20 protein-coding genes and 1 pseudogene are annotated in these 23,203 nt (G+C 61.9%); 12 read left to right on the top strand and 9 right to left on the bottom strand.

What is annotated here, in order from left to right; translation table 11 throughout:
• Positions 1-432 (bottom strand): annotated as a pseudogene (locus QZL63_RS09995) (DUF3078 domain-containing protein); the annotation flags it as partial.
• Positions 433-520: 88 nt separating this feature from the next.
• Between QZL63_RS09995 and nfo the strand changes: the two are divergent.
• On the top strand, positions 521-1,369 hold the full coding sequence (gene nfo / locus QZL63_RS09990; protein WP_022309159.1) for a deoxyribonuclease IV: 849 nt from the start codon (positions 521-523) through the stop codon (positions 1,367-1,369).
• A gap of 69 nt (positions 1,370-1,438) precedes the next feature.
• Here the strand turns inward: nfo and QZL63_RS09985 are convergent, their stop codons facing one another.
• The 6 genes from QZL63_RS09985 to QZL63_RS09960 all read right to left on the bottom strand — a co-directional run bounded on the left by QZL63_RS09985 (position 1,439) and on the right by QZL63_RS09960 (position 5,207).
• Positions 1,439-2,635, bottom strand: a complete 1,197-nt coding sequence (locus QZL63_RS09985) for an aspartate aminotransferase family protein (protein ID WP_022309158.1) — start codon at positions 2,633-2,635, stop codon at positions 1,439-1,441.
• Positions 2,632-3,396, bottom strand: coding sequence for a TrmH family RNA methyltransferase (locus tag QZL63_RS09980; protein WP_290586837.1), 765 nt, complete (start codon positions 3,394-3,396; stop codon positions 2,632-2,634). The genes QZL63_RS09985 and QZL63_RS09980 overlap by 4 nt, the downstream gene beginning before the upstream one ends.
• Positions 3,371-4,291, bottom strand: a complete 921-nt coding sequence (gene rsgA / locus QZL63_RS09975) for a ribosome small subunit-dependent GTPase A (RefSeq protein WP_022309156.1) — start codon at positions 4,289-4,291, stop codon at positions 3,371-3,373. The genes QZL63_RS09980 and rsgA overlap by 26 nt, the downstream gene beginning before the upstream one ends.
• Complete coding sequence (locus QZL63_RS09970) at positions 4,281-4,547, bottom strand: hypothetical protein (protein WP_290586834.1); 267 nt, start codon at positions 4,545-4,547, stop codon at positions 4,281-4,283. The genes rsgA and QZL63_RS09970 overlap by 11 nt, the downstream gene beginning before the upstream one ends.
• Positions 4,484-4,828, bottom strand: coding sequence for a CvpA family protein (locus QZL63_RS09965; protein ID WP_290586831.1), 345 nt, complete (start codon positions 4,826-4,828; stop codon positions 4,484-4,486). Before QZL63_RS09965 ends, QZL63_RS09970 begins: the two co-directional genes overlap by 64 nt.
• A 160-nt stretch (positions 4,829-4,988) precedes the next feature.
• The gene (locus QZL63_RS09960; protein ID WP_290586860.1) at positions 4,989-5,207 is read right to left on the bottom strand and encodes a helix-turn-helix domain-containing protein; all 219 of its coding nucleotides are present in this window, start codon (positions 5,205-5,207) and stop codon (positions 4,989-4,991) included.
• A 207-nt stretch (positions 5,208-5,414) separates the two neighbouring features.
• On the opposite strand from QZL63_RS09960, the gene QZL63_RS09955 reads away from it, so the two are divergent.
• From QZL63_RS09955 to QZL63_RS09945, 3 genes are all read left to right on the top strand, one after another.
• Positions 5,415-8,765 (top strand): hypothetical protein, encoded by a 3,351-nt coding sequence (locus QZL63_RS09955; RefSeq protein ID WP_290586828.1) that lies wholly within the window; start codon positions 5,415-5,417, stop codon positions 8,763-8,765.
• 149 nt (positions 8,766-8,914) lie between these two features.
• Positions 8,915-10,399 (top strand): (E)-4-hydroxy-3-methylbut-2-enyl-diphosphate synthase, encoded by a 1,485-nt coding sequence (gene ispG / locus QZL63_RS09950; protein WP_022309152.1) that lies wholly within the window; start codon positions 8,915-8,917, stop codon positions 10,397-10,399.
• On the top strand, positions 10,396-10,998 hold the full coding sequence (locus QZL63_RS09945; RefSeq protein WP_022309151.1) for a WbqC family protein: 603 nt from the start codon (positions 10,396-10,398) through the stop codon (positions 10,996-10,998). The genes ispG and QZL63_RS09945 overlap by 4 nt, the downstream gene beginning before the upstream one ends.
• Here QZL63_RS09945 and QZL63_RS09940 read toward each other — a convergent pair.
• Positions 10,919-12,949 (bottom strand): glycoside hydrolase family 2 protein, encoded by a 2,031-nt coding sequence (locus QZL63_RS09940; RefSeq protein ID WP_022309150.1) that lies wholly within the window; start codon positions 12,947-12,949, stop codon positions 10,919-10,921. The two genes, QZL63_RS09945 and QZL63_RS09940, sit on opposite strands and share 80 nt — an antisense overlap.
• A 202-nt stretch (positions 12,950-13,151) precedes the next feature.
• Between QZL63_RS09940 and recG the strand changes: the two genes are divergently transcribed.
• From recG to QZL63_RS09925, 3 genes are all read left to right on the top strand, one after another.
• Entirely contained in the window at positions 13,152-15,263 is a 2,112-nt protein-coding gene (gene recG, locus QZL63_RS09935) for an ATP-dependent DNA helicase RecG (protein WP_022309149.1), read from the top strand.
• 65 nt (positions 15,264-15,328) lie between these two features.
• The gene (locus tag QZL63_RS09930; protein WP_022309148.1) at positions 15,329-16,126 is read left to right on the top strand and encodes a DUF3108 domain-containing protein; all 798 of its coding nucleotides are present in this window, start codon (positions 15,329-15,331) and stop codon (positions 16,124-16,126) included.
• 34 nt (positions 16,127-16,160) lie between these two features.
• Entirely contained in the window at positions 16,161-17,096 is a 936-nt protein-coding gene (locus tag QZL63_RS09925) for a hypothetical protein (protein WP_022309147.1), read from the top strand.
• A 177-nt stretch (positions 17,097-17,273) separates the two neighbouring features.
• On the opposite strand, the gene QZL63_RS09920 is transcribed toward QZL63_RS09925, so the two are convergent.
• A complete protein-coding gene (locus QZL63_RS09920) occupies positions 17,274-18,284 on the bottom strand; it encodes an ROK family protein (protein ID WP_022309146.1) in 1,011 nt (336 codons plus the stop codon).
• 117 nt (positions 18,285-18,401) lie between these two features.
• Here QZL63_RS09920 and QZL63_RS09915 point away from each other — a divergent pair, with 117 nt between their 5' ends.
• The 5 genes from QZL63_RS09915 to QZL63_RS09895 form a co-directional block, all read left to right on the top strand.
• Positions 18,402-19,373, top strand: a complete 972-nt coding sequence (locus QZL63_RS09915; RefSeq protein WP_022309145.1) for a polyprenyl synthetase family protein — start codon at positions 18,402-18,404, stop codon at positions 19,371-19,373.
• Positions 19,374-19,395: 22 nt separating this feature from the next.
• Entirely contained in the window at positions 19,396-20,640 is a 1,245-nt protein-coding gene (locus QZL63_RS09910) for a peptidase U32 family protein (RefSeq protein ID WP_022309144.1), read from the top strand.
• Positions 20,641-20,855: 215 nt separating this feature from the next.
• On the top strand, positions 20,856-21,041 hold the full coding sequence (locus tag QZL63_RS09905; protein ID WP_022309143.1) for a hypothetical protein: 186 nt from the start codon (positions 20,856-20,858) through the stop codon (positions 21,039-21,041).
• Positions 21,042-21,242: 201 nt separating this feature from the next.
• Positions 21,243-22,610, top strand: coding sequence for an MFS transporter (locus QZL63_RS09900; RefSeq protein WP_290586825.1), 1,368 nt, complete (start codon positions 21,243-21,245; stop codon positions 22,608-22,610).
• A gap of 24 nt (positions 22,611-22,634) precedes the next feature.
• On the top strand, positions 22,635-23,203 hold a 569-nt coding region (locus tag QZL63_RS09895), incomplete at its 3' end, for an LD-carboxypeptidase (RefSeq protein ID WP_290586822.1).

The following is a 23,203-nucleotide window of genomic DNA, read 5'->3' as shown; positions in this document are numbered from 1 at the left end:
GACGCTCTTCGTGTTCCCTTCGTCGTTCGTCTGATCGACCTTCACGCGGTTGGCGCCGTAGCGGGCATCGACCGACGTGGAGATGGAAAAGAGATTCTTGGTAAAGGTATGGCGCAGGTAGAGCGTTGCCAGCAGCGTAATGGAGTTGTCACCGCCCGACACCTTCATCCAGCTCTCGTTGTTCGAGGTCAGCGTACCGTTCAGTCCGGTACCGATCTCCAGGTAGTTTCGCTCCTTGCGGATGGCCGCACGCTCGGCCTTGTAGCGGGCCAGGCTGAAGTAATCGACATCCACGGGGGTCGATTTCAACGTATCGCGGAAAGCGACACCCGACGAGGGGGCGCTGACCTTGTCGATGGAGATCTGGGCCGTAGCAGGCAATGCCGCTGCAAGCAGCGACAGAAGGGCAAATATCGGGCGGAGGTATCGCATCGTAGCTGGGATTTTTTCGAAAGACAAAGTTATGAATTTATTTACAAAATCTTTAACTTTGTCTGCAACATAACCGAAAACATCGCACATGAAATACTTCGGAGCCCACGTAAGTGCTGCAGGCGGGGTCGAGAACGCCCCCGCAAACGCCCGTGCCATCGGGGCCACGGCCTTCGCCCTGTTCACCAAGAACCAGCGTCAATGGGTCGCACCCGCCCTGAAGGCCGAGCAGATCGAAGCCTTCCGCCGCGCCTGTGAGGAGGGAGGCTACACCCCGGCACAGATCCTGCCCCACGACTCCTACCTGATCAATCTCGGACATCCCGAGCGCGAGGCACTCGAGAAGTCGCGCGCAGCCTTTTTCGACGAGATGCACCGCTGCGAACAGCTGGGACTCGACCGACTGAACTTCCATCCGGGGAGCCATCTGGGCAAGATCACCGAAGAGGAGAGCCTCGACCGCATCGCCGAGTCGATTAACCTCGCACTCGACCGGACACAGGGTGTGACGGCCGTAATCGAGAATACGGCGGGCCAGGGGTCGAACCTCGGGTTCCGCTTCGAGCACCTGGCCTACCTGATCGACCGCGTGGAGGACAAGTCGCGCGTGGGGGTCTGCATCGACACCTGCCACGCCTTCGCCGCCGGATACGACCTCCGCACCGCAGCGGCTTGTGAGGCGACCTTCGCCGAACTGGAGCGCGTCATCGGATTCCGCTACCTGAAGGGCATGCACCTGAACGACGCCATGAAGATCCTGGGCAGCCGCGTAGACCGCCACACGCCGCTGGGCGACGGCATGATCGGCATCGAGTGCTTCCGCTACATCGCCCGCGACCCGCGCTTCGACGGCATCCCCCTGATCCTCGAGACGCCCGACGAGGCCCGCTGGCCCGAAGAGATCGCCCGCCTGAAGGCCTTCGCCGAAGAGGCGTAGCGATCCGAAGACAAAAACAGCAATCCCTGCAGCCCGATGGCTGCAGGGATTGCTGTTTTCCGGACCAGGCTACAGCCGATCGAGGCACTCGCGAATCAGGCAGGCGCTGTCGCGCACCTCCTCCTCGGATACGGTCAGCGGGGGCGAGATGCGGAAGGCCGTGTCGCAGAAGAGGAACCAGTCGCTCATGATTCCCGTCTCCTTGAAAAGCTCCATGATGCGGTAGAGGCGCTCCGACGACCCCAGTTCGACGGCCAGCAGCAAACCGCTGCGGCGGATCTCCCGCACGGCGGGATGGTCTTCGAGCAAACGCTCGTAGAGCGCGCCCTTCGCCTCGACCTGTTCGACGACATGATGGTCCAGCAGGTAGTTCAGGGCCGCAAGCCCGGCGGCACAGCAGACCGGATGGCCGCCGAAGGTGGTGATATGCCCCAGGACGGGATTCGACTGCAGGGTGTCCATGATCTCGTGCCGCGAGACGAAAGCCCCGAGCGGCATGCCGCCGCCGAAGGCCTTGGCCAGGCAGACGATGTCGGGCGTCACGCCGTACTTCTGCATGGCGAAGAGCTCGCCCGTACGCCCCAATCCGGTCTGGATCTCGTCGAAGACAAGCAGCGCCCCCACCTCGTCGCAGCGGCGCCGCAGCGCCTCGAGGTATCCCGGCTGCGGCGGACGCACGCCCGCCTCGCCCTGCACCGGTTCGGTCAGCACGCAGGCCGTGCGTTCGGTGATGGACGCCAGGGCATCGAAGTCATTGAACTCGATGGCCTGCACATCGGGCAACAGCGGGCGGAAGACCCCCTTCCACTCCTCGCCTTCGGGGGCTCCCATCACCGACATCGCCCCGTGCGTCGAGCCGTGGTAGGCCCGCCGCATGGAGATCAGTTCGGTGCGGCCCGTATAGCGTTTGGCCAGTTTGAGCGCACCCTCGACCGCCTCGGCCCCGGAGTTCACGAAATAGACGCTTTCGAGCGGATCGGGCAGCAGCGAGGCGATCCGTGCCGCATACTCGACCTGCGGTGTCTCGACCAGCTCGCCGTAGACCATCACGTGCATGTAGCGCGCAGCCTGCTCCTGCACGGCCCGGACGACCGCCGGATTGGCATGGCCGACGTTGCTCACCGAGACACCCGCCACCAGATCGTAGTAGCGCTTGCCCTCGGGCGTGTAGAAAAACGACCCCTCGGCCCGGGCTACCTCGACCAGCATGGGCGAAGGTGAGGTCTGGGCTACATGGGCCAGGAACTGTTTCCGTAAAATGTTCATCGTATCTCCTCCCCGAATTTACGTTTGAGAATCTCCTCGGAATCCTTCACGCTGCGGCGCATCCAGCGGCACAGCACACCGGCCTGCTCGACGGGCGTCAGCCTCCAGTCGGGCACCGTACGGCGCACCCGCTCCGAAAGCTCGTAGATGAGGATGGCTGCCGAAGCCGAGACGTTCAGGCTCTCGACCAGGCCGCACATCGGGATGCGCAGGAACTCGTCGGCCGAGGCGACGATCTCGTCGGAGATACCGGCATGCTCGGTACCGAACACCAGCGCGAAGGGTCCGCGTGTCACATCGAAGGTTTCGGGCGTGCAATCCTCGCGGTGGGGTGTCGTCGCCACGATGCGGTAGCCCGCAGCACGCAGGGTCCCGAGGCGGGAGCCCCCACCCCGCAGGCCCCCGCCCGCCGAGGCCGTAGACCGGTGGCGGCGCACATCGACCCAGCGGTCCGTGCCCCGCACCACGGCGGCGCTCGGCTCGAAGCGGCAAAGGGTCTCGATCGTGTGCATCTCCTGCAGGCCGAACGCCTCGCAATGGCGGATCAGCGCCGCAGCATTCTGCCCGTGGAACATGTTCTCGGCGAGCACGGTCATGTAGCGTGTGCGCATCGCCACGGCACGGCGCAGCGTGGCATAACGCTCCGGAAGCATGAAGTCCGCGAGGCAGGCGATCCGTTCACCGTCACCGCCCGTCTCGGGGCCGAACTCCGCACCGGGCGGCAGCGCCGGACCGTTATTTTCGGTATTTGTCATCTTCATCGAGCATTTTCAGGTAACTTTCGTAGCGCGCGAGGGCGATTTCGCCCGAACGGACCGCCTCGACCACGGCGCAGCCGGGCTCGTGCGTGTGCGTACAATTATAAAAACGGCACCCCGAAGCCACGCGCATCATCTCGGGGAAGTAGTGCCACAACTCGGCGTCGTCGATATCGATCAGCCCGAATCCCTTGATTCCCGGCGTGTCGATGACCGCACCGCCCTCGGAGAGCGGATACATCGTCGAGAAGGTCGTCGTGTGGCGCCCCTTGCGGTGGCTCTCCGAAATCTCGCCCGTGCGGATGTCGAGCGACGGGTCGATCGCCCGGATGAGGGTCGATTTTCCGACCCCCGAGTTGCCCGAGACCAGCGTCCGGCGTCCGGCAAGCAGCGAACGGACCTCCCCGACCCCCTCGCCCGAGGGAGCTGCAACCTCCAGCACGCGGTAACCTGCGCGCTCGTAGACGGCACGGAACTCCGCGACGGCCCCGGCATCCTGCAGGTCGATCTTCGACAGCAGGACTGTCACCGGCACCTTGTAGGCCTCGCACGTCACCAGAAACCGGTCCACGAACTCCGTCGGAGTCTCCGGATCGCGCAGCGTGACCAGGAGCAGCGCCTGGTCAATGTTCGCGGCGATGATGTGCGACTCCTTCGAGAGGTTCGACGCCCGGCGGATCACGTAGTTGCGGCGGGGCAGGATGTCGGCGATCACGCAATCGCCCCCCTCGTCGGCCTCACACGCCACCTCGTCGCCCACCACCACGGGATTGGTTGAGCGGCGTCCCTCGAGACGCAGCCGCCCCCGAATCCGGCAGCGGACCGTCCCGCCGTCGATCAGCACCTCATACCAGCTTCCGGTTGCCCGGACCACCGTCCCCTTGAAACTACGCTCCATCGTCTTCGCTCTTTTCATCCAGCTCCGGGACCCGGTCGCCCACCCATTCCAGGAAGGGGAACACGGCCTCCGACAAACGCAGGACCGGTTTATAACTTCTTGACTGATCGATCGTACGGGCCTCGACAAGCGTGTAGTCGGCATTGATCCGATCGAAAGCCGCAAACAGCGCACTGAGCACAAGCAGGTACTTCAGCACGGCCACGACCACGCCCAGCAGCGTATCGACCAGACCGAACCCCGCGAAGCGGAACACCCCGCGCAACAGACGCCCGATGACCGCGACGACCAGCACCACAACGACCACCCCCCGCCCCACACCACCAAACCAACCAGCCCGCCGACAAACCCGCCCGCCGCCGAGAACGACTCGTCGAGCCGCAGCCACTCCCCGACCCGGGCGCCGTAATGCGCCGCCAGCCAGATGGCAATGACGATTCCCGCCAGCGAACATACCTGCACAACGAGGCCCTGCCGCCAGCCGTTCCATACGGCCAGCAGCAGAATCAAGCAGACTATCAGATCGATACTATTCAACCGCCGTTTCTTTTTGCAGGCGTAAAGATACGACTTTTACACAAACCCTACAAAAAGAATCACCGACTTTACATCGCTCCGTCCGGGTTTTCACCCAACCCGTTCCGATGTTTATCGTGTTATATATAATATAATAAATAGGTATCGAACCGTTTTTTCGCTATCGAATGATGTCCCGCAACCCAACCTCAAGGGCGGAACAGATAATACAGATGGTGCGAATCGTCAAGTTGGTCCTACCCGCCTCGATGCGGCTCAAATTGGACCGCTCCATATCGCAACGATATGCGAGCTCCTGCACCGTCAGATGCTTTTCTTTGCGCAACTCCCTAATCCTCGAAGAGATGTAAGCAATCTCCTCCTCATAAACCACTCCCATTTCAAAAAAACGATTGAAAATTTTGTTGTGCAAATTTTTATATATATATTTACATCGTTGGTATCATATATGATACCGAAATCGGCATAAAAGGATAAGAAAAGGAGAAAAACAGAACCAAAAACACATAAAACTCAAACATCCAAATCCATTTCAATTCTATTCTGTCTTATGAAGAAAACTTTCAAAAAGCTTCTTGCATTGTTCTTGACAGGAACTATGCTGGCAGGTGTCGGTTGTAAGGACTACGACGACGACATCGACAATCTGCAAAAGGAGATCGACGACCTGAAGGGCCAGATCGAGTTGAAAGCCGATGCTTCGGCGCTTGAGTCGCTCAAGCAGAAGATCGACGCTATCGACTTCGATTCGTTCCTGACGGCAGAAGATCTCGCCGGATATGTTACGGAGGACAAACTGGGTACCGAGCTCTCCGAGCTGCTGGCCGGTACGGAATTCAACGACAAGGTAGTAGAGATCGTCAAGGGACTTGGCTACAAGACCCAGGAGGAGATCGAAGCCATCGTAGAGGGCATGCTCCCCGAGGCTCTGGACAAGGAGGACATAATTGCCATCTTCAACGAGCAGCTCGCTGCCGCTGACTTGTGGACGGGTCTGCTGCCCAAAGTTCAGGAGGAGATCAAGAACGAACTCGCTTCGTACGAACTGAACGACAGCCAGCAGAAGCAGGCTGTCAATGCCGTTCTTGCCGCCATCACCGACAAGGAAGATGCTCTCGGCGTCCGCAAGGCCATCGCCGACCTGCTGGGTGAGGAGTTCGGAACCTACATGGAGGACTACATCGACAGCAACTGGAGCACCTATGCCGCAAACGTAAACAAGGCTGTCGAGGAGAAACTCAACGACGCAAACAGCACGCTGACCACGAAGATCAAGAGCATGATCTCGGAGAGCATCAACTCGAGCATCGAGGAGGGCGCCCTGAAGACCGTATTCGACGAATATGACAAGCAGATCGCAGCCATTTGGTCGGCTATCGGCGACCTGGCTTCGCGTATTCAGTCGCTTGTATACGTTCCCGAGAACGCACACGGATATGCATTCTTCCGTGGCGCTACGCTCGGCGACTACAAACTGACCGAGGGCAAGAAGGCTACGCTCACGTTCCGCGTATCGCCCGCTTCGCTGGCTTCGCAGATCGCTGAGGGTTACAATGCCGAGGTGAAGACCGTAGACCTGGCATTCCTGCCCGAGAAGGTCGAGCTCGTAACCCGCGCCGAGGAGGCTATTTACTTCAACATCGAGGGCAAGGTAGAGTCCAAGGACGGCAAGATCTCGATGGTTGTAAATACCAACTACCCCTACGACAAACTGGGTGAGAACGAGACCTACTCGATCGCACTGCAGGTAATCAGCGAGTCGAAGGCAACGGTTGATGAGGACACCGAGATCGAGACGGGTGTCGAGTACACTTCGGCTTACCTCCCGACGATGGCTGATCCCGACGCTATCGACGTCGCAGACCAGATCGTACTGGCCAAGGAAGTTGGCGAGGGCGAGACCAAATCGTATGTGAAGTACAACAATAAGGCCGAGTACAGCCTCGTATACAACGACATCACGACGCAGGTTACTCTGCTGGGCGACTACAAGTTCGTCTTCGAGGACGGCGACGAGCTCATCTCGCTGGCTGACGCTGCCGAGAAATACAACTGGGACATCGTTCCGGCCGAGAAGCCCGCTATCGAGCGTACGAACTTCACGAACAACGCTACGGAGCTTGCTCTGACGCCCGAAAACCCGATGGAGGCCGTCAATGAGTTTGCCACGATCGGCATCAAGGAGGCTGCTCCCGTTTCGAACATCGACAAGACCGTAACCGAGAAGGGCAAGCTGTTCGTCGAGGTTGAGGTTGAAGGCGAAACCAAGCAGGTTGAGAACGGCACGTACGAGGCAGTCCTCAGCATCACGCGCAAGTCGCTGGGTACGATCGACAACATCAACGGCACGATCGACTGGGTATACTTCTCGCAGGCTTACGAGACGAACCAGGGCTATGCATACCAGCTCAACCTCTCCGAGCCGATCTTCATCGACAAGGAGAACAAGGTTCTCTCGAAGGAGCAGTTCGACGGCATCAAGGCCAGCCTGGCAGATGCTGAATGGACGATCGAAATCGACGAGACGAGCGACGAGACCTTCAAGGCTCTGAACACCTACATGGAGGTTAAGGCTACCGCCATCAGCGATCCGTACATCGGAACCGACTCGAAGGTACTGCAGTACACGATCAAGAACTACAAGAACGGCAACGGCAAGATCAACGTCTCGACGAAGATCACCGTAAACGACAACGAGGAGGTAACGCTGAAGGGTGTCATCACCTTCAACGGTCTGCCCGACATGAGCTACGAGGTGAATGTTCCGAACGGCATCATGGACATCAACGAGGGTCAGAACAACATCTGGGTAATGGTTGAGAAGGACTTCTACGCAACGATGTTCGAGAAGCTGGGCAAGGAGCAGACCTACTTCAAGGATCAGGCTTCCTTCGAGGAGTTCATGCGTCAGTCGAAGCTCGTCTCGGTAGATCAGGAGGCAGATGCCCAGCAGCACATCGCCAAGGCCGGTCTGCGCCAGAACGGAACCGTACTGCGCTCGTTCTTCAAGATGAACACCGTAGACTTCAACGCCGCCGATTCGTACACCTACACGGTACCGGAGGATTCGTACTACGGAGTTCCCGCAACCACGCCGATCTTCAAGATCAACCTGAGCGGTAGCGTAACGATCAACAAGGAGCAGGGTTACTACCTGGGTATCGGTACCAACCTCTACACCGACAAGGAGCCCTACTACATGATCGCCCGCGGCAAGGTCGAGAACAACCAGTTCAAGACCGAGCAGGTACAGCTGACCAGCGGCTACGGCAAGATGGTTCCGGAAGGCTCGGATGCTACGGCAACGGTTACCTACAAGGTTCTGCCGGTTGAGAACTACACGGGCAACATGCCGACGATCGACGGTTCGACGAGCGGTACCACCGGTATCCTCGACTGGAACGGCTGCCAGCTCGATGCAGTTCAGATCGAGGCTACGATGGTTGTCAATGGTCTGACGATCGACACCAAGGTCTTCAACGTAGAGCTCCAGAAGCCCATCAACTTCTCGGAGTGGACGTTCACCGGAAGCAAGAACGCCGAGATCAACAAGGAAGTTACCGCTAATGTCTACGAGATCATCAACTCCTCGACCGACGGTAACAAGGTGAAGGATATCTTCGGCACCAAGTTGGTAAGCGCCACGGGTCTGGCCGCCAATGTAAACAACGCAGACTACTACGGCATGACCATGACGCTCGGTGAGCCCAAGTTCGAAAGTGCCAATGAGGAGGTTGAGACGTTCGAGAACTTCTCGTACAATCCCGACTCGGCTACGATCACCTACGCAGCAAACAACGCTCCGCTGGTATATGACGTAACCGTAACGATCCCGGTAACCTTCACGTACAAGTACGCTATCGAGTTCACGGGTGCAGCTTACGAGCCCGTTGAGTTCCCGAGCACGGTAGTCGTAACCTTCAAGAGCAACAAGTAATCTACCCCGTATCCCGGTCCCGCAAACAGCGGGACGGGATTACGGAAAGAATGAATCCCGGCAGACCGCAGCACATGCTGCGGTCTGCTTTTTTTGTATTACCTTTGCGGTAACGGCGGGCGAAAGCCGGCCGAAAAACAGGTAAAGCAATGGATCTTACGAAATTCAGACGCCGGCCGACCTGCTGCGTACGCATCGGCGACGTAACCATCGGCGGCAATCACCCGATCGCCGTGCAGTCGATGACCAACACCGACACCAACGACACCGAAGCCTGCGTTGCACAGATCGAGCGCATCGACCGCGCAGGCGGCAAGATCGTACGCCTCACGGCTCAGGGACGGCGCGAAGCCGAGAACCTGCAGCGGATCGTCGCACGGCTCCGCGAGGAGGGATACCGCACGGCTACCGTCGCCGACATCCATTTCGTGCCCGAAGTGGCCTCGATTGCGGCCCGGTATGTGGAAAAAGTACGCATCAACCCGGGCAACTACCGCACCGACCACGGCGAACTGGAAGCGCTTATCGACCAATGCCGTGAGCGCGGCGTTGCACTCCGCATCGGCGTAAACCACGGGTCGCTCGCCAAACGGGTCTTCGACCAATGGGGAGATACGCCACAGGGCATGGTGGTCTCGGCGATGGAGTTCCTGCGCGTATGCCGCGCCAAGGCGTTCGACCAGGTGGTCGTGTCGATGAAGTCGAGCAACACGCGCGTGATGGTCGCCGCCTACCGGCTTCTGGTCGAGGCCATGGAGGCCGAGGGGATGAACTATCCGATCCACCTCGGAGTGACCGAGGCCGGAAACGGACTCGAAGGACGCATCAAGAGCGCCGTGGGTATCGGCGCGCTGTTGGCCGACGGCATCGGCGACACGATCCGCGTCTCGCTGACCGAGGCCCCGGAGCACGAGATCCCCGTAGCGCGGCTTCTGGTCGAGCACTTCGCACAACGTCCGGGCGAATTTCCCGTGCGGCATCCCGAGCGCTACTCCCCGACCGAGTACCGCCGCCGCTCGAAGGTCGCCGTACTGGTCGTACACGGCGAACCGCACGACGGGTTCCGCATTCTCGAAGCCCGTTCGGGCAACCCTACGGCCGAGCTGCGTGCGGCAATTCTCGATCTCGAACCCGCCGACACCCCGGTGATCATCCGGCGCCGCTACGACGACACGGACCTCACGACACTGGCCGTGAAGGCTGCAGCCGACCTGGGGCCGGTGCTGCTCGACGGACTGGCCGACGGCATCTGGATCGACGCCCCGGCACACGACGAAGAGACCATCCGCGAGGTGGAGCTGATGATCCTGCAGGCCGCCCGCGTGCGCTTCTCGCACACCGAATACATTGCCTGTCCGAGCTGCGGGCGGACGCTCTACGACATCGAACAGACACTCGGGCAGATCAAGGCCCGCACGTCACACCTCAAGAACCTCCGCATCGGCGTCATGGGCTGTATCGTGAACGGTCCGGGCGAGATGGCCGATGCCGACTACGGATACGTGGGCGCCGGACCGGGACGCATCACCCTCTACCGCGGTCGCGAGATCGTCGAGCGCAACATCCCGCAGGAGGAGGCTCTCGACCGGCTTGTCGAACTCATCAAGGCCGACGGGGCCTGGCAGGAGCCATGACGATCCTCCCGCTGGCCTATCTCCCCTCGGTGGAGTACTTCTGGCACCTGAGCCGCGGCGGATGCGTCGTGGACCTCGGCGAGCACTTCGTCAAGCGCTCGGAGCGCAACCGCGCGCGGATACTCGCCACGGACGGCGTGATGGAGCTGACGGCCCACGTGCGTCACGCCAACCGTCCCGGGCAACCCGTGCGCGACGTGCGCCTCGACTACTCGAAGCGTTGGCAGCACCAGCACTGGGGCGCCCTCGTGGCCTCCTACCGCTCGTCGCCCTACTTCGACCACTACGCCCCGCTGTTCGAACCCTTCTACCGCCGCAGTCCGGAATTTCTGGCCGACCTCGACCTCGGGCTGCTGGAGGTGCTCTGCAGGCAGGCCCGCATCCCGATGCCCGAGCTCTCGGAGCGATACGTCGAGGCCGCACCCGGCGATACGGACCTCAGGCCCAAACACAGAGAGGGCCCGGCGTTCATCGCCGAGCCCTACTATCAGGTCTTCTCCGACCGGATGCCGTTCGAAGCTAATTTGTCGTTTGCGGACCTGCTGTTCGCCGAGGGACCTGAAGCCGTTTCGGTTTTAGCACGTTGCCGACAAGAATAGTGACGCTGTCGCGCAGGTCGCCCGCCACGGCCTTCACCTCGACACGTCCCATGACATCGACCGAATCCGAGCGGAACTGGCAGGCGGCATACTCGGTCACGGCCACCGTATCGCCCCCCACGAGGAGCAGCGGCGCGCCGGCCGACGAATAGATGCGGAAAGCCTGGCGGGGTACATCGCGCAGGCGGCGGTGCTTGTCCACGATGTGGAGCGTCGGACTCCGGCGGTTCCACATGGCCCGGTAGAGGTAATAGGCATCCTTGCAGTCGCGGCGGTCGAAGGTTACCAGCCCGGCGCCGTTCACCCCGTAGGGCCGGCGGTAGGAACCGTAGTCGAACATGTTGTCGATCCACATGCCCCAGAAGAGCGAATCGCTCTGCAGGTTACGGGCATACTCCTCGTGGAAGCGCGTCTGTCGGTCCTCGGGCATCCAGTTCGCCCGCGGCTCGGACTGCGCCGTATAGCTCTTGTGGCCGATGAATCCGCTGCCTCCGTAGCTGACACCCGAGCGCAGGTGGGACCAGCTGCGACGCAGCTGGTCGCGCCACACGGCCACATCGTCCGTCGTACCCCGGTTCCACCCGACCGTCTGCTTCCAGACAATCAGATCCGTCACGAAATTGATCTCGCCGTCCTGATCGCTCAACGCCACCGTAGGCCGCGAGGGATCCATCGCGTGGGCCGTATCGTTCAGCCTCCGGATATAGGGAGCCATGTCGTCGCCGCGGGGACGCAGGCGCGAGAAGAGTCCCCACATGAGCACCGAGGGATGGTTGATGTTCTGCGCCACGATCTCGCGCAACTGCTCGATGCCGTTTTCCTCGAAGAGCGGCGTGGCGAAATAGGCCACATCGCCCAGGAACGAGGCGCTGTGGAACGGGATGTCGATCCAGACCAGCATGCCCTGCTCGTCGCAACGGTCGTAGAGGTACTGCGCGTGGGGCATGACAGCCGACCGCAGGGCATTGGCCCCCACATCGCGGATCCGCGCCAGATCGGCATCGTAGTCCTCGGCCGTAAGGCGGCCGCCGACAATGGCGTTGTCGTGGTGGAACGCCACACCCCGGATCGGGGTCAATACCCCGTTCAGCCACAGCCCGCCGCTGGGAGCGGGCGCCACCGAACGGAAACCGGTGCGGACGACCACCCGGTCGGTGATGCTGTCCTCGCCGATCGAGGCAGTCACGGTATAGAGCGACGGCGAATCGGGGCTCCACAGCGCCGGATTCTCGACCGAGAAGGGCACGATGACCGGTTTGCCGTCGAGGCGGGCGCGCTGGTGACGCGAAAAGACCGGACGTCCCTCGGGATCGGTGATATCCAGACGCACGGTGCAGGTGTTCTCGCCCTTGGAGGTGAGGTGGATCTCGGCCTCACCCTCGGCAGCCGCGGCATCAACCCGATGCGGGTGGAGCAGCACGCCGTCCGACCCGAGATAGAGCGGAGAGATGGCCGTGCGGTCGGTCACGATGAGCTCGGCCTCGCGATAGATGCCGCCATAGAGGTTCATGTCGGTCGAGGTCGGCAACACATCGTTGCGCTGGCTGTTGGAAACCACAACCAGCAGCGAGTTGTCGGTCCCGAAGCGGACATAATCGGTGATTTCGAATGCGAAGGCCGTCGCTCCGCCGCGGTGCGTACCGGCATGGCGGCCGTTCACGAAGAGGTCGGCCACGGACTGCACGCCGTAGAACTTCACGAAGAGCCGCTTGTCGGCCCAGCCCTGGGGCAGGTACATGTCGTTCTGGTAGTTTCCGGTCGTCTCGAGCCAGAGGCCCTCGGCCTCGGCGTCGGTATTCCAGCTGTGGGGCAGCGTGACGTGCCGGGCATTGTCGCTCGTATTTTCCGACTTGAAAAAGAAGCGCCACCCCTCGTTGAGCGGGAAAACCTCGCGGGCCTGGACCGCGAAGGAGGTGATTGCCAGGAGCAGCGTTGCTATGTATCGTTTCATGGCATACGGTTTTTTGGGAATCGTTCAGGGCAAAGATAATAAAAATACGGGAGATCGTCACCCCGAAACCCGATCCGCTCCGCTCTTTGCGGCCCGCTGACACATGCCGGGAATCCGTGCCCGGACAGTCTGCCGCAGGCCGGTCAGGGCGAATTGCCGCACGATTTGACCGAATGAACCGAAAACTTCGTATATTTGCCTTGTGGACTACCTCGACAGCGATATCAAGTATGTGAGCGGCGTCGGCGAGGTGCGGGCCAAACTGCTCGAACGGGAACTGGGCATCCGGACCCTGGGCGACATGCTCCGCCACTTCCCGTTCCGCTACATCGACCGCACGCGCATCTACCGCATCGCCGAAATCACCGACGGCGCAGGCCTCGCCTACGTCCAGTTCCGGGCCCGCGTGACAGGCGTAGGCTATGCCGGCGAGGGACGCCGACGCCGCTTCACGGCCTACGTGCAGGACCCGAGCGGCTCGGCCGAACTGGTCTGGTTCCAGGGGATCAAGTGGATCGAGAAGCGCGTGGAGGTGGGCCGCGAATACCTGGTCTTCGGTCGTCCGTCGTTCTACCGCGGAACGCTCTCGATGGCCCACCCCGAACTGGAAACGATGGAACAGGCCCTTTCACGCAAGGCCGAGAGCGGCATGCAGGGCATCTACCCCTCGACCGAGAAACTATCGAACCAGCTCGGCACGAAGGGCATGTACCAGATCGTCTGCAACCTCTGGCGGCTGGTCCGCGACCGCATCAGCGACCCGCTTCCCGAGTCGCTGCGCACGCAATACGGGCTGATTCCCCTGCGCGAGGCCTTCTACAACATCCATTTCCCGCAATCGCAGGAACTGCTCCGGCAGGCCCAGTACCGGCTCAAGTTCGACGAACTGCTGGGGGTACAGCTCAACGTGCAGTCACGCCGCACGGCCCGTCTGGCAAAGAGCGACGGATTCCTCTTCCCGAAGGTCGGCGAAGCGTTCAACACCTTCTACAACCGCAAGCTCCCCTTCCCGCTGACGGGCGCCCAGAAGCGCGTCGTCCGCGAGATCCGGCAGGACACCGTGACGGGTTTCCAGATGAACCGCCTGCTGCAGGGCGACGTGGGCAGCGGCAAGACCCTCGTGGCGCTGCTGTCGATGCTGCTGGCCGTGGACAACGGCTTCCAGGCCTGCATGATGGCCCCCACGGAGATCCTCGCCCGCCAGCACTTCGCCACGATCACGCGGATGCTCGACGGGATGCCGGTGCGCGTGGCCATACTGACCGGCGCCTCGAAGACGGCCGAGCGCCGCGCCGCGCTCGAGGGTATCGCCTCGGGCGAGGTGTCGATCCTCATCGGCACGCACGCCCTGATCGAGGACCGCGTGCGCTTCGCCAACCTGGGGCTGGTCGTCATCGACGAACAGCACCGTTTCGGAGTCGAGCAGCGCGCCCGCCTCTGGACCAAGAACGCACAGCCGCCGCATATCCTGGTCATGACCGCCACACCGATTCCCCGGACGCTGGCCATGACCCTGTACGGCGACCTCGACGTCTCGGTGATCGACGAGCTCCCGCCGGGTCGCCGCCCGATCCGGACCTTCCACTATACCGACGCCGCGCGGCTCAAGCTCTTCGGCTTCATGCGCCAGCAGATCCGCCAGGGCCGGCAGATCTACGTCGTCTACCCGCTCATCAAGGAGTCGGAGGCGATGGACTACAAGGACCTCACGGACGGCTACGAGGCCATCTCGCGCGACTTCCCGCTGCCTGAATACGTCACGGCAATCTGTCACGGCAAGATGAAGCCCGCCGACAAGGAGGAGTCGATGCGCCAGTTCAAGGAGGGCGAGGCGCAGATTCTGGTCGCCACGTCGGTCATCGAGGTGGGGGTCGATGTGCCGAATGCCACGGTGATGGTCATCGAGTCGGCCGAGCGCTTCGGCCTTTCGCAGCTGCACCAGCTGCGGGGCCGCGTGGGACGCGGCGGCGAGCAGTCCTACTGCATCCTGATGACCGGCGAGAAGCTCTCGCGCGAGGCGCGGGCGCGTCTCGACGCCATGTGCGAGACCAACGACGGATTCCGCCTCGCGGAACTCGACCTCAAGCTGCGGGGCGCGGGGGACATCAACGGCACGCTGCAGAGCGGCATGGCCTTTGACCTGAAGATCGCCAACCCCACGGCCGACGTACAGATCCTCACCGTCTCGCGCGAAGCGGCCGTCGGTCTGCTCGAAGCCGACCCGCAACTCGCACTCCCCGGACACGAAGGGTTGCGGGAGCTGCGCAGCCGCTACGCCGGACGCGACGGAATCGACTTCTCGCGCATCTCCTGACAGGAAAAGGCACTATGGATTACCGAAAATACGTTTGTTGAACAAAACACATACGACCGGAAACAATGAAACGAAAGATACTCACCCTGCTGTTGCTTGTCGCCGCCACGCCGCTGGCCGCACAGCTCTACCACCCGGGCGAACGGCTCGACTACCGGGTAAGCTACCGGGCCAAGATGTTCCCCAACACGGAAATCGGAGCCGTCGAGGTCTCGACCGTCGAGGAGTCGCACGACGGCACGAACTGCTACAAGGTCGTGGGAGCCGGACGCACGCTGCCCACCTACCGCTGGTTCTTCAACGTCGAAGACATCTACACCGTATGGGTCGATCCGCAGACGCTGCGTCCCGTGGCCTTCAACAGCTCCATCCGCGAAGGCGACTACACCTTCCGCAGCGACTACGTCTACGACTGGGAGGGCTCCGAAATCCGGACCCGCTGGCAAAGCCGCCAACGCCCCGAACAGCACAAGACCATGCCGCTCGAAGAGAACAGCATGGATCCCATCTCGCTCTTCTTCACGCTGCGCGCGGCCGACGCCGCAAGCTTCCGCGAAGGGGAGCCCGCCACGCTGCAGATGGTACTCGAGGATACGATCCGCCACCTGAGATACCGCTACCTGGGGCGCGAAACGAAGAAGATCCGCAACATGGGGAAGTTCCGCACGCTGAAGTTCGACTGCCAGCTGGGCTCCTCGCAGGGCTACTCGTTCACCGACGGCTCGGTCTTCACGATCTGGATCTCGGACGACGAGAACAAGATCCCGCTCTACATCGAGTCTCCGGTGAAGATCGGCAGCATCAATGCCTATATTTCGGGCTACAAGGGGCTCAAATACCCGTTGAGCAGTCTGATCAAATAAATTTTTGTTTATCTTTGTGCCAAAACCGACACCTATGGAGAACAAACAGGGATACGACCCTTCGGAATTCGAAGAGGACGACTACATGACCCCGCAACCGGACCAGAACTCGATCCGCGGCTACCGCATCGTCATCATCATCCTTTCGGTGATTCTGGTGGCGCTCTCGGCGCTCTACTACGGCATCCACCGCCAGCAGATGCGCGACAACGAGCTGCTGCAGGCCGACCGCGACTCGATCCAGAGCGACCTGGGACGGCTGATGACCGACTACGACAACCTGCAGATCTCGAACGACTCGATCTCGGCCAACCTCACGATCGAGCGCGAACGGGCCGACTCGCTCATGACGCGGCTCAAGAAGGAGCGCTCGTGGAACCTGGCCAAGATCAAGCAATACGAGAAGGAGGTGGGCACCCTCCGTTCGATCATGAAGAGCTACGTGCGTCAGATCGACTCGCTCAACACCTTGAACAAGAAGCTCATCAAGGAGAACGTCTCCTACCGCAAGGAGATCTCCTCGGCCAACCTGCGCGCCGAGATGGCCGAAGAGAAAGCCGCCGAACTGGACAACAAGGTACGCATCGGCGCCGTACTGCGCGCCCGCGACATCTCGCTCACGGCCCTCAACGTGAACAGCCGCGAGGTGACGCGCGTCAAGAACGCCTCGCGCCTGCGTGTCGATTTCGTCCTCTCGGCCAACGAACTTGCCGAACCGGGCAACAAGGCCATCTACGTGCGGATCACCTCGCCCGACGGCTATGTGCTGACCACCGAGGAGATGCCGACCTTCGAATTCGAGGGCGAGCGTCTGAGCTACTCGGCCATGCGTGAGGTGGAATACGACAACACGAAGGACCTCGACGTGGGCATCTTCTACACCAGCAAGGGCTTCACGGCCGGCACTTACCGGATTCAGCTCTACTGCGAGGGCCGTCTGATCGGACAGGCCGAGATCGCCATGCGCTGATCCGGCCAGCGTCCTCAATGATGAGGGCCCGTTCCACACAAGCCCCGGACATCGGCCGATGTCCGGGGCTTTCTTTTTCCGGAAAGGAGACGGCGGGAAAACGGACGGGGTCCGACAAAAAACCGGGGCGGAATCTCGATCGAGACCCCGCCCCGGCTCATTTTCACCGGACGATTCTTAACAATGGCCCAACTCCTGCCAGATCAGCGCCGATGCGCCGAGGATGGCGGCGTTCTTGCCCTGGATGCCGCTCGGGAGCAGCTTCACCTTGTTCTTGAAGACGAAGAGCATGTTCTCCTCCATGTACCACTGCGTCGGCTCGAAGAGCAGTTTCCCGGCCTTGGCCAGACCGCCGAAGAGGAAAATAGCCTCCGGCGAGGTGATCGTCACCACATCGGCCAGCGCACGGCCCAGCATCTCGCCCGTGAAACGGAAAGCCTCCAGAGCTACGGGATCGCCCTGCTCGGCGGCCGCCGACACCATCGAGGCATCGAAGTCGTCGTAGGCGATGCTGCGCAGACGGCTCGGGGCCGTCATCTTGGCCATCAGCTCGAACGCCGTCCGCTTGAGGCCCGTCGCCGAAACGTAGGTCTCCAGACAGCCGCGCCGCCCGCAGCCGCACTCACGGCCGTTGTTGCGCTCGACGATGATGTGCCCCAGCTCGCCGGCAAAACCGTCGTGGCCGTAGATCATCTCGCCGTTCGACACGAAGCCCGATCCGAGACCGGTGCCGAGCGTCACCATCACGAAGTCCTTCATGCCCTTGGCGTTGCCGTAGATCATCTCGCCGATCGTCGCGGCATTGGCGTCGTTGGTGACGATCGTCCGCACACCGCCGAAGCAGCGCGAAATGTCCTCCGCGAGGTGGAAAATGCGGCGGTTCTCGTCCTGGTTGGGATCCCCCTCGCGGAACTTCCACAGATTGGCCGGCATCTCCACCGTACCCTTGTGGTAATTGGCATTGGGCGCACCGATACCGATACCTGCCAGCTCATATTCGAACGAAAGGCTCTTGGCCAGTGCATGCATCGAATCGCAGAGATCCTGCACATAGGTGGGATAGTCGTCCACATAGGGACATTTCTTGGTCGAAATGACCGATTCGGCATAGAGATCGCCGTTTTCATCCACAAGTCCGAAAGCGGTATTGATTCCCCCGATGTCCACGCCGATTGCGAGTTTTTTCATAGCAGGTTTCAGGTTTTATGTTAAAAATATCAGGTCAAAGTTAATCGAAAATTCGGCCACTCCAAAGTTTTTTCCTACTTTTGGGACACAATCCGACACCAAAAATCGATTCATACCATGCAAACAAACGAGGAATTGCTCGCCACAATCGAGAATTATCTGGCACAGACCGATTTCCCGGCCGAGCCCGAACTGCTCTACGCCCCGATCGGCTACTCGCTCGGCGGCGGGGGCAAGCGCCTGCGGCCGATGCTGGTGATGCTCTCCTGCGGCATCTTCTCCGACCAGATACAGTCGGCGCTTCCGGCAGCCGCGGCCGTGGAGATGTTCCACAACTTCACGCTGCTGCACGACGACATCATGGACAATGCCGCCATGCGGCGCGGCAAGCCTTCGGTCTTCGCCCGCTGGGGGCAGAACGTGGCCATCCTCTCGGGCGATGCGATGCTCATCTGCGCCTACCGCCTGCTGAGCGGTGTGCCGGCGCACCTGCTGCCCCAGATCCTGGCAACCTTCAACCAGATGGCGCTCGAGGTGTGCGAGGGCCAGCAATACGACATGGACTTCGAGCAGAAACAGAAGGTTTCGGTGGTGGAGTACATGCACATGATCGAACTGAAGACCTCGGTGCTGCTGGCCGGTTCGGCCGTGATCGGCGCCACGCTGGGCGGCGCCTCCGAGGAGGACTGCCGCAAGCTGCGCCGCTTTGCCGTGGAGCTGGGGCTCGCCTTCCAGCTGCAGGACGACCTGTTGGACAGCTACGGCGACGAGCGGCTGGGCAAGGCCATCGGAGGCGATATCCTCGAAGGCAAGAAGACCTACCTGATGGTCACGGCAATGAGCCGCGCCGACGAACCCACGCGCGAGATTCTGCGCCACACCTACCGCGACGCGACGCTGACCGACGCCGAGAAGATCGCCCGCGTGAAGGAGGTCTACGACCGGCTGGATATCCCGCGGCTGGCCGAGCAGCAGATCTCGCTGCGCTTCGAGCGGGCGCTCGCCACCCTCGACTCGCTCTCGGCCGATCCCGCACGCACGCTGCGGATGCGTGAATTCGCCGAAAGCCTCATGGGGCGTAAAAAGTAAACTTTCAGAAAGAGCCACTGCCTTGAAACGCTCCGATATCGAAATCATGGCTCCCGTGGGGAGCTACGAATCGCTCGCCGCAGCCATCCAGGCCGGCGCCGACGCCGTCTATTTCGGGGTCGGGAAACTCAACATGCGGTCGGCATCGGCCGCCAACTTCACGCTCGACGACCTGGCGCGCATCGTGGCGACGGCACACGCCGCCGGTGTGCGCACCTACCTGACGGTCAATACGGTCATCTACGAAGACGAGATCGCCGCAGCCCACGAGGTGATCGACCGGGCGAAGAGCGAGGGCATCGATGCCATCATCGCCTCGGACATGGCCGTTATCCTCTATGCCCGCCGGGCGGGCGTCGAGGTGCACATCTCGACGCAGTGCAACATCTCCAACTCGGAGGCCGTGAAGTTCTATGCACAATGGGCCGACACGGTGGTCCTCGCACGCGAACTGTCGCTCGAACAGGTGGCCGGGATCCGCGACCGGATCGTCGCGGACGACATACGCGGCCCGCGCGGCGAACTGGTCGAGATCGAGATGTTCGCCCACGGGGCGCTCTGCATGTCAATCTCGGGCAAATGCTACCTGTCGCTCTACGAAACGGGCTGCTCGGCCAACCGCGGGGCCTGCCGGCAGCTGTGCCGACGCAAGTACACCGTGCGCGACAAGGAGACGGGGGCCGAGCTCGACATCGACGGACGGTATGTCCTCTCGCCCAAGGACCTCTGCACGATCGACTTCCTCGACCGGATGATCGGCGCGGGGGTTCGTGTGCTCAAGATCGAGGGGCGGGCCCGCGGCGCGGAGTACGTGAAGCGTGTCGTGGAGTGCTACGACCAGGCGCTGCGTGCCCTCGAAGAGGGGCGCTACACCCCCGAACTGGCCGCATCGCTCAAGGAGCGGCTGCGCACGGTCTTCAACCGCGGGTTCTGGGAGGGCTACTACGCCGGGCGTCCGGTCGTGGAGTACAGCCCGGCCTACGGATCATCGGCCACACGCCGCAAGGTCTACGTCGGCAAGGTGGTGAACTTCTACAAGAAACTCTCGGTGGCCGAGGTGGCCGTCGAGGCGGCCCCGCTGGCCATCGGCGAGGAGATCTTCTTCCTCGGCGCCACGACGGGGGTGGCCGAACAGCTGCTCGAGGAGCTGCACGGTCCCGACGGCGAGCCGGTCGGATCGGTGGCGCAGGGCGAATTGTGCGCCATCCGCACGCCGGGGGTGATCCGCCGCGGCGACCAGCTCTACAAGTTCGTCGATGCGGAATGACCCGCCCGAACCGGCAGGAGAGCCGGGTCCTTTGTCCGAGGGTCCGAAACCCTTCGAAACCCCTTGACGCAACCTTCGGGTTGCGTTTTTTATACCCATAAACCAGAGCGGACCGGTTTTCAGAAATTTTTTATCGAATTTCAATAAATTTCACTTGTTTTTCGATTTTTCTTTTCTATCTTTGCATTGTCGCAACGGAAACCCGCACATTTTGCATGGAAATTGAGAAAGTCATTCGCGTAGTGATCCTGCTTGTCGTTGTCGTCCAGTTCGGCGTCAGCGTTGCCGCACGGGTCCTCACCCCGAATGCCGAAATTCACCTGCCGTGGGTAACACTCTGCCTTCTGCCTCTTTTGTGGCCCGGCACGCAGCACCTCCGCAAGCGACGGCACAACCGATGAACCGCAAGCTATTTTTAAAATAAAAAGTTCAAATCCCCACGGCGCCCGTTTCCGGTTATCTTACCGGCCGGCGAACGGCGACCCGAAAATAGATGCGAGACGAAAACCCGAAGCGGCGACTTCGGGTTTTCGCTTTTTTCGTATCTTTGCCGTGCCATGTCCGACTCCCTGCACATAGAACACTCCCGGGACGGCATTCCGATGCCCCGTCGTATCTGGGCCATCCTGGCCGTGGCATTCGGCGTCTCGCTGTCCGTAATCGACGCGACGATCGCCAACGTCGCCCTGCCCACGATCGCCCGGGAGCTCGGCATCTCGTCGGCCGACTCGATCTGGATCGTCAATGCCTACCAGCTCGCGATCATGGTCTCGCTGCTCTCGTTCTCGGCCCTCGGCGAACGGATCGGCTACCGCCGGGTCTACATCGGCGGACTGGCCCTCTTCACCGTCGCCTCGGTCGGCTGCGCCCTCTCCGGATCGCTGCAGACCCTTGTGCTGACCCGCGTCATGCAGGGATTCGGCGCGGCGGCCGTCACGTCGGTCAATACGACGCTCATCCGCATCATCTACCCCAAGGCACAGCTCGGGCGCGGCATGGGAATCAACGCCACGGTCGTAGCCGTCTCGTCAGTGGCCGGGCCTACCCTGGCCGCCGCCATCCTCTCGGCCGCCGACTGGCCGTGGCTCTTCGCCGTGAACATCCCCGTCGGACTGACCGCCCTCGTACTCAGCTCGCACTTCCTGCCCGAGAACCCGGTCCGGGCCCACGAAGGAAAGTTCAACTGGCGCGACGCCGTGATGAACGCCCTGACTTTCGGACTGATGATGTCTTCCATCGAGGGATTCTCGCACGGGCTTGACCCGCGGATCCTCTCGGTCGGCATCGCGGCCCTGCTCATCATCGGCTTCCTGTTCATCCGCACGCAGCTGCGCGAACCCTACCCGCTGCTGCCGTTCGACCTGCTGCGCATCCCGATCTTCTCGGTGTCGGTCGCCACGTCGATCTGCTCGTTCCTCGGGCAGATGCTCGCCCTGGTGGCACTGCCCTTCTACCTGCAGCACGCCTGCGGCTACAGCGACGTGGCAACCGGACTGCTGATGACGGCCTGGCCCGCCATCATCATGGTAGTCGCCCCGGTGGCCGGCATTCTCGTCGAGCGCATCCACGCCGGCCTGCTCGGCGGACTGGGGCTCACGGCCATGGCCGTCGGGCTCGTGCTGCTGGCCTGGCTGCCCGAACACCCGTCGAACGGCGACATCGTCTGGCGGCTGGTGCTCTGCGGCGCCGGCTTCGGCCTCTTCCAGTCGCCCAACAACAGCATACTGATCGCCTCGGCACCGCCCGAGCGGAGCGGCTCGGCCAGCGGCATGCTCGCCACGGCCCGACTCGTGGGACAGACCACGGGCGCCGCACTGATGGCCCTGCTGTTCCACCTCGTTCCCGACAACAGCACCCACACGGCGCTGCTCCTGGCCGGAGGTTTCGCACTGGCCGGAGCCATCGTCAGTTTTACACGCATCTCCCTGCCGCTGCCCGAAGGTCTCGACCGCCGGCACCGGCGCCCATAAGAACCGATGAAGAATATCTCCCGAATGATTCTGCTCCCGCTCGCCCTTGCGGGATGCCTCGCCGCGACATCCGCCTCAACGGCGCGGATGCTCCGCACGGCCGTTCCCGCGGCCGATTCGATCCGGACAAGCGCCCCGGCCGATACGGCCCTTGCGACGCGGCCGGCCACGCCGGAATCCCCGGGCCCCGCAGTGCCCGACACGCTCCGACCCGCAGGCGACTCGATCGCACACCCCGTTGCGGCCTTTCTGCGTCCTCGCTACCTGAAGAGGGGCGACACGGTCGCCATCGTCTCCCCAGCGGGACGCATGGCCCTCAAGACCGACACGGCGAAGATCCGCCGCCGCTTCGAGCAATGGGGACTCCACGTCCGCTACGGCGCCCACTACGCCGACCGCTCGCAACCCTACTTCGCGGGGACCGACGCCCAGCGCGCGGCCGACCTCCAGCAGATGATCGACGACCCCGCGGTACGGGCCATCATCGCCTTCCGCGGCGGCTACGGATCGGTGCGCCTGCTCCCGCGCCTCGACTTCTCGCCCCTGTGCCGGGACCCCAAATGGCTGGTGGGCTTCCGCGACATCCCGACGCT

The sequence above is a fragment of the Alistipes sp. CAG:268 genome (assembly GCA_000434235.1).
GTDB classification, from domain to species: Bacteria; Bacteroidota; Bacteroidia; order Bacteroidales; family Rikenellaceae; genus Alistipes; species Alistipes avistercoris.
The sequence above is the reverse complement of the archived record's forward strand: the minus strand, read 5'-3'. Positions and strand labels throughout refer to the sequence as shown.

Coding starts and splice junctions, on each gene's coding strand:
- ispG (WP_022309152.1), top strand. CDS start 8,915: ATGGATCTTACGAAATTCAGACGCCGGCCGACCTGCTGCGTACGCATC.
- QZL63_RS09925 (WP_022309147.1), top strand. CDS start 16,161: ATGGAGAACAAACAGGGATACGACCCTTCGGAATTCGAAGAGGACGAC.
- QZL63_RS09960 (WP_290586860.1), bottom strand. CDS start 5,207: ATGGGAGTGGTTTATGAGGAGGAGATTGCTTACATCTCTTCGAGGATT.
- QZL63_RS09915 (WP_022309145.1), top strand. CDS start 18,402: ATGCAAACAAACGAGGAATTGCTCGCCACAATCGAGAATTATCTGGCA.
- nfo (WP_022309159.1), top strand. CDS start 521: ATGAAATACTTCGGAGCCCACGTAAGTGCTGCAGGCGGGGTCGAGAAC.
- QZL63_RS09980 (WP_290586837.1), bottom strand. CDS start 3,396: ATGAAGATGACAAATACCGAAAATAACGGTCCGGCGCTGCCGCCCGGT.
- QZL63_RS09930 (WP_022309148.1), top strand. CDS start 15,329: ATGAAACGAAAGATACTCACCCTGCTGTTGCTTGTCGCCGCCACGCCG.
- QZL63_RS09920 (WP_022309146.1), bottom strand. CDS start 18,284: ATGAAAAAACTCGCAATCGGCGTGGACATCGGGGGAATCAATACCGCT.
- QZL63_RS09985 (WP_022309158.1), bottom strand. CDS start 2,635: ATGAACATTTTACGGAAACAGTTCCTGGCCCATGTAGCCCAGACCTCA.
- QZL63_RS09900 (WP_290586825.1), top strand. CDS start 21,243: ATGCCCCGTCGTATCTGGGCCATCCTGGCCGTGGCATTCGGCGTCTCG.
- rsgA (WP_022309156.1), bottom strand. CDS start 4,291: ATGGAGCGTAGTTTCAAGGGGACGGTGGTCCGGGCAACCGGAAGCTGG.
- QZL63_RS09905 (WP_022309143.1), top strand. CDS start 20,856: ATGGAAATTGAGAAAGTCATTCGCGTAGTGATCCTGCTTGTCGTTGTC.
- QZL63_RS09940 (WP_022309150.1), bottom strand. CDS start 12,949: ATGAAACGATACATAGCAACGCTGCTCCTGGCAATCACCTCCTTCGCG.
- QZL63_RS09945 (WP_022309151.1), top strand. CDS start 10,396: ATGACGATCCTCCCGCTGGCCTATCTCCCCTCGGTGGAGTACTTCTGG.